This window comes from Carnobacterium pleistocenium FTR1 (assembly GCF_000744285.1).
In the GTDB taxonomy this organism is placed as follows: Bacteria; Bacillota; Bacilli; order Lactobacillales; family Carnobacteriaceae; genus Carnobacterium_B; species Carnobacterium_B pleistocenium.
Window position 1 is genome coordinate 1 of the sequence record NZ_JQLQ01000004.1, and the last position, 10,642, is coordinate 10,642.

Below are 10,642 nucleotides of genomic sequence, written 5' to 3' on the forward strand. Positions count from 1 at the left end.
GTCAGCCACTTAAGAGATAAAATTGAAAGAAGCGACTGGCGGGGAAAAAAGTAATTCAAACCGTTTGGGGAGTGGGATATAAAATCGGGGAACGGTAAAATCTTCTAAGTCCATTGAAGATTGAAGAGTAGGAGTTGACTAGTTATTTGAAACTGACAAGAAAAGAAAAAAGTAAATTGATCGTTGAAGGGTTTATTACTATTGGATTAATTTTGATTTTGTACTATGCTGCTTTTGTTATTCTCAATCGTATGCTTGTTGATTTTCGGGAATCATCCGAGGGTTTTGGTTCTTTGGCGATGCTATTATTAGCATTCGAGGCAATCAGATTATTTCACTCACGCCATTTTTTATTATTGTTTTAACCATTGTGGCAATTGCGACCATTCATTGGCGCTTAAAAAGACGGTATAAGTTGATGCAATTAAATCACATTATTAGTGAGTTGCATTATATCGCAGAAGGTCATTATGAACACCGAATCACAACAGACTTTGGTGGAGATATGGAAAAAGTAGTAGAAAGCATTCATGTTTTAGTAGATAGTACAGTGCGAGCAATGGAGGAAGAACGTCGAATCGAACAATCTAAAGACGAGTTGATTACAAATGTAAGCCACGACATACGAACACCGTTGACTTCTATTATCGGTTACTTAGGATTGATTGAAGAAAGACGTTACCAGAATGAAGAAGAATTATTGAAATACACTCATACGGCCTACACAAAAGCGAAACAGATGAAGGTTCTTGTAGAAGATTTATTTGAATACACAAAAGTCCGTCAAACGACTACACCTTTGAATTTATCTGAGTTTGACATGGTGCAATTACTAGAGCAGCTAGCAGCAGACTTTGAATTGGAAGCTGGAAAAAGACACATGGAGATTGAAGTGGTCACTTCTTATGAAGCTGTTCAAATGGAAGCTGATACTGAAAAATTGGTTCGTGTATTCAATAATCTAATTTCAAATGCTTTGAAGTATGGAAAAAATGGTAAAAAAATAGTTATCGAAGTTCAAAAAGCTGGAAAAGAAGTTATTATTTCAGTTAATAATGATGGACTACCAATTCCACAAGAATCATTGAATCAATTATTTGATCGTTTCTATCGCGTAGAGGAATCTCGGTCGCAAGAAACAGGAGGTACAGGTTTGGGATTAGCAATTGCCCAAAGCATCGTAGCCTTACATGGCGGATATATCTATGCTTCTTCGGATGCTCATCTAACTCGTTTTGTGATGCATCTACCATTGAAGCAGTTAGCTGAAAAAGAACAATAAAGGTGCTTTCAAACGAAATTGATATAAAACAACCGTCTTATATTAAATTTAACTAAAAGAAGGTTGTTTTTTTTGCTGTAGTTCGCTAACATAGAAAAAGTGTGCAGTATTTTACTGCGAAATAATTTATTAAATAATAAAACTGAAAATCAAACGAACTGAGGAGACAATAAAAACATGAATAAATTCAAAAAAATTAGTACACTTTTTGTCACAACGCTATTATTAGGAACTTTTTCTCCATTAGGTGCTACTAGCACAACTGTATCAGCAGCAAACAATTGAGCAACCTGAAATAGAAGGAGCCGCTGCTTTTATTATTGAACCAACGACGGGGAAAGTCTTATTGAATCAAAATGGTGACGAGAAGTTAGGCATTGCATCAATGACTAAGATGGTTACGGAATATCTATTATTAGAGACTATTAAAAATGGCGATTTAGCTTGGGATGATCAAGTGGAAATCAGTGAGTACGCTCATAACATCAGCCAAAATTACGAATTGTCAAACGTTCCTTTGCGAGTAGACGAAACTTATTCAGTAGAAGAACTTTACCAAGCAATGGCTATTTATTCAGCAAATGGTGCTACTATTGCACTTGCTGAACACATCGCAGGAGATGAAAAAAGTTTTGTCGACATGATGCATGAAAAAGTTGAATCATGGGGCGTCACTAACTATGAATTGTACAACACCACAGGCTTATCTAATGCCGATCTACAAGGCAACATTTACCCAGGTAGCACAGAAACTAGTGGACAAACGCAATGACGGCTAGAGAAATGGCGATTGTAGCTCAACGGTTGATCACTGATTTCCCTGAAGTATTAGAAACATCTAGTATTAGTGAACAAAACCTTTAGAGAAGGTACTGATGATCAAATTAAAATGCAAAACTTTAAATTGGATGTTACCCAGGATTGATTTATGAACGAGAAAATGTTGATGGACTAAAAACAGGAACAACTGATTTTGCTGGAGCTTCAATGACGGGTACAGCCAAAGAAGATGACATGGCCATTATTACAATTGTAATGAATGCAACTAACGGGCAACAAGATTTAGGTAAACGATTTGTTGAGACAGATAAAATGATGGATTGGGCATTTGAAAATTGGGACATGGTTCCTGCATTTGAAGAAAACCAACTAATTGAAAATATAGATCCCGTAGTTGTAGACGAGGGTAAAAAAGATGCTATTGAATTAGCTGTGAAATCGGACGTTTCGCTTTTAGTTCCTAAAAATACAGATATGGAAAATATTTCAGTAACGGTTCAATTGCAAGAAGATTTATTAAATGAATCTGATCATTTAACGGCTCCTATTGAAAAAGGAGCCGACGTAGGAACAGCTCAAGTTATCAGTGAAGGTGACGAATTAGGTTATGTAAATGGAGATAAAGGTGAAGAAATTAGCGTTGTTGCAGCTTCAACCATTGAAAAAGCTAATGTGTTTGTGCTAGCAGGTCGCTGGGTGAAGGCCTTTATAAGTGACTTGTTCTAAATAAGCAAATAAAACTACGATATAGAAGAAAGTTTACGCTAGTTCATTAACTACTATTTATGGAAAAGGCTGGGAAATCTCCCTAGCCTTTTTTTGTTGACTTAAGGAAACAGATTAGGTAAAATATAAACAATTGAATGAACAAAAACGTTAGTAATGCGAAACAGTAAATTGTATTGAATACATAAAGAGAGTCAGTGGTTGGTGAAAACTGATGGTTTAATCTTTTGAATCCATCGCATGAAGTAAACAATGAACTCAATTTTATTGATAAAATTGTTTCGGATCCAGACCGTTATCTGATTGTAAAGTGTAGGAGATTCATAGGCAATCTTCTAAATTTGGGTGGTACCGCGAACGTTGAGGCCATTTCGTCCCATAAACAAGGGGTCGGAATGGCTTTTTTTGTACAATTTATTAGGAATAACCATAAGAAAGGAAGATTGAAATGATAGATATCAAGCGTTTAAGAACAGATTTTGATGCTACTGCAAAACAGTTAGAAATACGTGGGGTTAAAAGTGAGTTGTTAGAAGATTTTATTACATTTGATGGAGAAAGACGTTCTTTAATAGTAAGAACTGAAGAATTGAAAAGTTACCGTAACGAAGTATCTGGCGCTATAGCAACATTAAAGCGCAGTAAAGAAAATGCAGATGAAAAGATAAAAGAAATGCGTGAAGTTGGAGAAAAAATAAAAGAGTTAGACAAAGAATTAGCAATAATCGATGAAAAAATAGAAACGATTGCGACCGGATTGCCAAACTTGCCACACGAATCAGTTCCAGTAGGGGCAGATGAAGCAGACAATGATGAGGTTCGCAAATGGGGAACGCCTGTAAAAGTAGATTTCCAAGTAAAAGCCCATTGGGAAGTTGCTGAAGAATTGGGTATTTTAGATTTTGAACGAGGAGCTAAAGTTTCTGGAAGTCGCTTTGTTTTCTATAAAGGACTAGGTGCTAGATTAGAACGAGCAGTTTATAATTTTATGTTAGACCTGCATACAGGAGAACACGGTTATACAGAAATGATGACACCTTATTTAGTTAATAGCGATTCAATGTTCGGTACAGGTCAATTTCCTAAATTTAAAGAGGATGTCTTCCAAATTGAAGGAACAGATTTAACGTTGATTCCTACAGCAGAGGTTCCTTTAACAAACTATTACAGTAATGAAATTCTAAAAGAGGAACAGTTACCTATTTACTTTACAGCATTAAGCCCTGCATTTAGATCAGAAGCTGGGAGTGCAGGAAGAGATACGCGTGGATTGATTCGTTTACACCAATTCAATAAAGTTGAGATGGTCAAATTCAGTAAGCCTGAAACGTCTTATGAAGAATTAGAAAAAATGACAAATAATGCTGAGACAGTATTACAAAAACTTGATTTACCGTATCGAGTATTAGCATTATGCACTGGAGATATGGGATTCTCAGCAGCAAAAACATATGACTTAGAAGTATGGATCCCTGCTCAAGAAACATACCGTGAAATCAGTTCTTGCTCAAATACTGAAGCTTTTCAAGCAAGACGAGCAAAAATTCGTTACCGCAATGAAGAAACAGGTAAATTAGAATTTGTTCATACGTTAAATGGTTCTGGATTAGCAGTAGGAAGAACAATAGCAGCTATTTTAGAAAATTACCAACAAGCAGATGGTTCAGTTAAGGTTCCGACTGTGCTGATTCCATATATGGGTGGCGTAACTGAAATCCGTAAAGCAGACTAAAAAGTGAGAAATTCAAAATAATTTAAACCTATAGGGTTGAGTGCTATACTCTAATCACTAAGAATATAAGGGGGAATCGATAGTGAGTGAACAAAAATTTGAAAAAGCAACATTTGCAGGTGGGTGCTTTTGGTGCATGGTAAAACCTTTTGAAACACAATCAGGTATTGAATCGGTTGTTTCTGGTTATACAGGAGGCCACACGGTAAACCCAACTTATGAAGAAGTCTGTAGCGAAACAACTGGACACACAGAAGCAGTTCAGATTACCTTTGATCCCGAAAAATTTAGCTATAAAGATTTAGTAGAAATCTATTGGCAACAAACAGACCCAACAGATGCAGGCGGACAATTTGCAGATAGAGGCTCTTCTTATCGTCCAGTGATTTTCTATCACAATGAAGAACAAAGACAATTAGCAGAAGCATCTAAAGAAGCTTTGCAAAATAGTGGACGCTTTAAACAACCTATTGTAACTGAAATTCAGCCAGCAGAGCCATTTTATCCAGCAGAAGATTATCACCAAGGTTTTTATAAGAAAAATGCTGCTCATTATTCAAGATATAGACAAGGATCAGGAAGAGCGGGTTTTATTGAGTCGAATTGGACATCTTAATTAATCCATAAAAAGTAAAAAGAGAGAGTTTTTATTGATACTTAATAAAAACTCTCTCTTTTTATGAATAAAATACTGGTTTTTTATTCATAAAAAACATTATATTGTATATTGAAAATCTATTAAAATGAAAAATTTAAGAAGAATCGTTCGTTTTCTTTGTAAAATAATACGATTTTGAATAGATTTAAAAAACATTGTTCAGATTTGAAAATTGTTTTATTTTATTTACCAAAAAAGATTGACGAAACGCTTAAACCCTGTTATATTTATATATGTCGCTGAGACAGGTTGAAACAAACCGACACGGCGACAAAGAAAAAATCAAAAAGTTGTTGACAGACGATTTGAGACATGGTATTATATATAAGTTGTCACAAACAAACAACACACTTTAGACCTTTGAAAACTAAACAAAGTAAAACGAACAAAATGTGAGGGTGACTTAGCAGTGCTAAGTCAACAGTAACAAAATTAGTGAATAATTATTCGCTAGCAATTCAATAATGAGCTTCAAGCATCATTTTATATGAGAGTTTGATCCTGGCTCAGGACGAACGCTGGCGGCATGCCTAATACATGCAAGTCGAACGCTTTGATTTCACCGGGTGCTTGCACCCACCGAAGTCAAGGAGTGGCGGACGGGTGAGTAACACGTGGGTAACCTGCCCATAAGAGGGGGATAACATTCGGAAACGGATGCTAATACCGCATATTTCTAAACGTCACATGACGAATAGAAGAAAGGTGGCTTCGGCTACCGCTTATGGATGGACCCGCGGCGTATTAGCTAGTTGGTGAGGTAATGGCTCACCAAGGCGATGATACGTAGCCGACCTGAGAGGGTGATCGGCCACACTGGGACTGAGACACGGCCCAGACTCCTACGGGAGGCAGCAGTAGGGAATCTTCCGCAATGGACGAAAGTCTGACGGAGCAATGCCGCGTGAGTGAAGAAGGTTTTCGGATCGTAAAACTCTGTTGTTAGAGAAGAACAAGGATGAGAGTAACTGCTCATCCCCTGACGGTATCTAACCAGAAAGCCACGGCTAACTACGTGCCAGCAGCCGCGGTAATACGTAGGTGGCAAGCGTTGTCCGGATTTATTGGGCGTAAAGCGAGCGCAGGCGGTTCTTTAAGTCTGATGTGAAAGCCCCCGGCTCAACCGGGGAAGGTCATTGGAAACTGGGGAACTTGAGTGCAGAAGAGGAGAGTGGAATTCCACGTGTAGCGGTGAAATGCGTAGATATGTGGAGGAACACCAGTGGCGAAGGCGACTCTCTGGTCTGTAACTGACGCTGAGGCTCGAAAGCGTGGGGAGCAAACAGGATTAGATACCCTGGTAGTCCACGCCGTAAACGATGAGTGCTAAGTGTTGGAGGGTTTCCGCCCTTCAGTGCTGCAGCTAACGCATTAAGCACTCCGCCTGGGGAGTACGACCGCAAGGTTGAAACTCAAAGGAATTGACGGGGACCCGCACAAGCGGTGGAGCATGTGGTTTAATTCGAAGCAACGCGAAGAACCTTACCAGGTCTTGACATCCTTTGACCACCCTAGAGATAGGGCTTTCCCTTCGGGGACAAAGTGACAGGTGGTGCATGGTTGTCGTCAGCTCGTGTCGTGAGATGTTGGGTTAAGTCCCGCAACGAGCGCAACCCCTATTATTAGTTGCCAGCATTCAGTTGGGCACTCTAGTGAGACTGCCGGTGATAAACCGGAGGAAGGTGGGGATGACGTCAAATCATCATGCCCCTTATGACCTGGGCTACACACGTGCTACAATGGATGGTACAACGAGTCGCAAGGTCGCGAGGCCAAGCTAATCTCTTAAAGCCATTCTCAGTTCGGATTGCAGGCTGCAACTCGCCTGCATGAAGCCGGAATCGCTAGTAATCGCGGATCAGCACGCCGCGGTGAATACGTTCCCGGGTCTTGTACACACCGCCCGTCACACCACGAGAGTTTGTAACACCCGAAGTCGGTGAGGTAACCCTTTTGGGAGCCAGCCGCCTAAGGTGGGACAGATAATTGGGGTGAAGTCGTAACAAGGTAGCCGTATCGGAAGGTGCGGCTGGATCACCTCCTTTCTAAGGAATATAACGGAAACCCACACATTCGTCTTTACTTTGTTTAGTTTTGAGAGGTCTAATCTTCTCAAACGCTTGAATGTAAAAATTGTTCTTTGAAAACTGGATAAAGTTAAAAATCGTAATTAAGTAAGAAACCAGAAACACACCGAAAAGTTTTAAAAAAATAAGTTTTTTAAGGTTCTCATCGAAAGATGAGTATTAAACATTAACGATTAACCATAGGTTAAGTTAATAAGGGCGCACGGTGAATGCCTTGGCACTAGGAGCCGATGAAGGACGGGACTAACGCCGATATGCTTTGGGGAGCTGTAAGTGAGCTTTGATCCAAAGATTTCCGAATGGGGGAACCCAGCATCTTTGATAGGATGTTACTGCTGACTGAATACATAGGTCAGTAGAGGTAGACGCAGAGAACTGAAACATCTAAGTACCTGCAGGAAGAGAAAGAAAAATCGATTCCCTGAGTAGCGGCGAGCGAAACGGGAATAGCCCAAACCAGAAAGCTTGCTTTCTGGGGTTGTAGGACTGAACATATAGAGTCATAAATGAAGTTGGTAGGAGAAGCGACCTGGAAAGGTCTGCCGAAGAAGGTAAAAGCCCTGTAACCGAAACCAATTTCACTCTGATCAGTATCCTGAGTACGGCGGAACACGAGAAATTCCGTCGGAATCCGGGAGGACCATCTCCCAAGGCTAAATACTCCCTAGTGACCGATAGTGAACCAGTACCGTGAGGGAAAGGTGAAAAGAACCTCGGAAGAGGAGTGAAATAGCCCCTGAAACCGTGTGCCTACAAATAGTTAAAGCCCGTTAATGGGTGATAGCGTGCCTTTTGTAGAATGAACCGGCGAGTTACGATCACATGCGAGGTTAAGTTGATGAGACGGAGCCGTAGCGAAAGCGAGTCTGAATAGGGCGAATGAGTATGTGGTCGTAGACCCGAAACCAAGTGATCTACCCATGTCCAGGTTGAAGGTGCGGTAATACGCACTGGAGGACCGAACCCACGTATGTTGAAAAATGCGGGGATGAGGTGTGGGTAGCGGAGAAATTCCAATCGAACTTGGAGATAGCTGGTTCTCTCCGAAATAGCTTTAGGGCTAGCCTCGGAATTAGAATCATGGAGGTAGAGCAACTGTTTGGACTAGGGGCCCTTCTAGGGTTACCGAATTCAGATAAACTCCGAATGCCATTGATTTATATCCGGGAGTCAGACTGCGAGTGATAAGATCCGTAGTCGAAAGGGAAACAGCCCAGACCACCAGCTAAGGTCCCAAAGTTTATGTTAAGTGGAAAAGGATGTGGAGTTGCTTAGACAACTAGGATGTTGGCTCAGAAGCAGCCATCATTTAAAGAGTGCGTAATAGCTCACTAGTCGAGTGACCCTGCGCCGAAAATTTACCGGGGCTAAACATAACACCGAAGCTGTGGATAGAACCATTGGTTCTATGGTAGGAGAGCGTTCTAAGGGCGTTGAAGCTAGATCGTGAGGACTAGTGGAGCGCTTAGAAGTGAGAATGCCGGTATGAGTAGCGAAAGACGGGTGAGAATCCCGTCCACCGAATGACTAAGGTTTCCTGGGGAAGGCTCGTCCTCCCAGGGTTAGTCGGGACCTAAGTCGAGGCCGAATGGCGTAGACGATGGACAACAGGTTGAGATTCCTGTACCAGTTTGTTTTGTTTGAACAATGGAGGGACACAGTAGGCTAAGAATACGTGCTGGTTGGATATGCACGTCCAAGCAACAAGTTTTGAAGTGAGTCAAATGCTTGCTTCTTTAAGAACAAGTTGTGATGGGGAGGGAAATTAAGTACCGAAGTTCCCGATGTCACACTGTCAAGAAAAGCTTCTAGTTAGAAACAAACTGCCGTACCGCAAACCGACACAGGTAGTCGAGGAGAGAATCCTAAGGTGTGCGAGAGAACTCTCGTTAAGGAACTCGGCAAAATGACCCCGTAACTTCGGGAGAAGGGGTGCTGACCAATTGGTCAGCCGCAGTGAATAGGCCCAGGCGACTGTTTATCAAAAACACAGGTCTCTGCAAAATCGTAAGATGACGTATAGGGGCTGACGCCTGCCCGGTGCTGGAAGGTTAAGAGGAAGGGTTAGCTCTCGGGCGAAGCTCAGAATTGAAGCCCCAGTAAACGGCGGCCGTAACTATAACGGTCCTAAGGTAGCGAAATTCCTTGTCGGGTAAGTTCCGACCCGCACGAAAGGCGTAACGATCTGGGCACTGTCTCAACGAGAGACTCGGTGAAATTATAGTACCTGTGAAGATGCAGGTTACCCGCGACAGGACGGAAAGACCCCATGGAGCTTTTACTGCAGTTTGATATTGAGTGTTTGTACAGCTTGTACAGGATAGGTAGGAGCCAATGAAGCCAGGACGCCAGTCTTGGTGGAGGCGTTGGTGGGATACTACCCTTGCTGTATGACCACTCTAACCCACAGCCCTTATCGGGCTGGGAGACAGTGTCTGACGGGCAGTTTGACTGGGGCGGTCGCCTCCTAAAGTGTAACGGAGGCGCCCAAAGGTTCCCTCAGAATGGTTGGAAATCATTCGCAGAGTGTAAAGGCATAAGGGAGCTTGACTGCGAGACCTACAAGTCGAGCAGGGACGAAAGTCGGGCTTAGTGATCCGGTGGTTCCGTATGGAAGGCCATCGCTCAAACGGATAAAAGCTACCCTGGGATAACAGGCTTATCTCCCCCAAGAGTCCACATCGACGGGAGGTTGCACCTCGAATGTCGGCTCATCGCATCCTGGGGCTGTAGTCGGTCCCAAGGGTTGGGCTGTTCGCCCATTAAAGCGGTACGCGAGCTGGTTCAGAACGTCGTGAGACAGTTCGGTCCCTATCCGTCGCGGGCGTAGGAAATTTGAGAGGAGCTGTCCTTAGTACGAGAGGACCGGGATGGACACACCTCTGGTGTACCAGTTGTTCTGCCAAGGGCATTGCTGGGTAGCTATGTGTGGACGGGATAAACGCTGAAAGCATCTAAGCGTGAAGCCCCCCTCAAGATGAGATTTCCCATCACGTAAGTGGAGTAAGACCCCTGAGAGATGATCAGGTTGATAGGTTGGAAGTGGAAGTATAGCGATATATGGAGCGGACCAATACTAATCGGTCGAGGACTTAACCAAAGAAATAACCGGTGTACGACGGATTCAGAAACAAAAACGATTTTTACCTTATCCAGTTTTGAGAGAACAATGTTCTCTGATTGAAATTGTGTGGTGATGATGGCAAGAAGGTCACACCTGTTCCCATGCCGAACACAGAAGTTAAGCTTCTTAGCGCCGATGGTAGTGAAGGGTTTCCCTTTGTGAGAGTAGGACGTTGCCACGCAACTAGAAAGACATCATCTTCGGATGGTGTCTTTTTTTACAGTTTTTAAAAGAAATATTTTTGGAGGAATAG

Annotated in this window: 4 protein-coding genes, 3 rRNA genes, 2 pseudogenes and 1 other annotated feature; all 9 genes and pseudogenes read left to right on the forward strand. The window is 42.1% G+C overall.

All coding sequences use genetic code 11. The features are described 5' to 3' along the window. Nucleotides 1-98 (forward strand): annotated as a pseudogene (locus tag BP17_RS13500) (winged helix-turn-helix domain-containing protein); the annotation flags it as partial. A gap of 48 nt (nt 99-146) precedes the next feature. Continuing rightward, nucleotides 147-1,282 (forward strand): annotated as a pseudogene (locus BP17_RS12940) (sensor histidine kinase). A gap of 247 nt (nt 1,283-1,529) precedes the next feature. Continuing rightward, nucleotides 1,530-2,054 carry a serine hydrolase gene (locus BP17_RS13695; protein WP_232219658.1) on the forward strand — a complete coding sequence of 175 codons (525 nt, stop codon included), beginning with the start codon at nt 1,530-1,532 and terminating at the stop codon, nt 2,052-2,054. Nucleotides 2,055-2,203: 149 nt separating this feature from the next. Further along, nucleotides 2,204-2,788, forward strand: coding sequence for a D-alanyl-D-alanine carboxypeptidase family protein (locus BP17_RS13700; RefSeq protein WP_232219659.1), 585 nt, complete (start codon nt 2,204-2,206; stop codon nt 2,786-2,788). Between the two features lie 144 nt (nt 2,789-2,932). Beyond that, nucleotides 2,933-3,170, forward strand: a binding site (T-box leader). 66 nt (nt 3,171-3,236) lie between these two features. Beyond that, the gene (serS, locus tag BP17_RS12955) at nt 3,237-4,520 is read left to right on the forward strand and encodes a serine--tRNA ligase (protein ID WP_035054920.1); all 1,284 of its coding nucleotides are present in this window, start codon (nt 3,237-3,239) and stop codon (nt 4,518-4,520) included. Between the two features lie 82 nt (nt 4,521-4,602). After that, the gene (gene msrA, locus BP17_RS12960; protein ID WP_035054923.1) at nt 4,603-5,136 is read left to right on the forward strand and encodes a peptide-methionine (S)-S-oxide reductase MsrA; all 534 of its coding nucleotides are present in this window, start codon (nt 4,603-4,605) and stop codon (nt 5,134-5,136) included. A gap of 525 nt (nt 5,137-5,661) precedes the next feature. Then, nucleotides 5,662-7,223, forward strand: a 16S ribosomal RNA gene (locus tag BP17_RS12965). Between the two features lie 224 nt (nt 7,224-7,447). After that, nucleotides 7,448-10,365 (forward strand): 23S ribosomal RNA (locus BP17_RS12970). Between the two features lie 89 nt (nt 10,366-10,454). Next, nucleotides 10,455-10,570, forward strand: a 5S ribosomal RNA gene (gene rrf, locus BP17_RS12975). Together the 16S, 23S and 5S rRNA genes form the textbook arrangement of a ribosomal RNA operon. The last annotated feature ends 72 nt before the right edge of the window (nt 10,571-10,642 follow it).

Bases quoted from the DNA above. Each gene is read 5' to 3' on its own strand.
- serS (WP_035054920.1), top strand. From the start codon at position 3,237: ATGATAGATATCAAGCGTTTAAGAACAGATTTTGATGCTACTGCAAAA.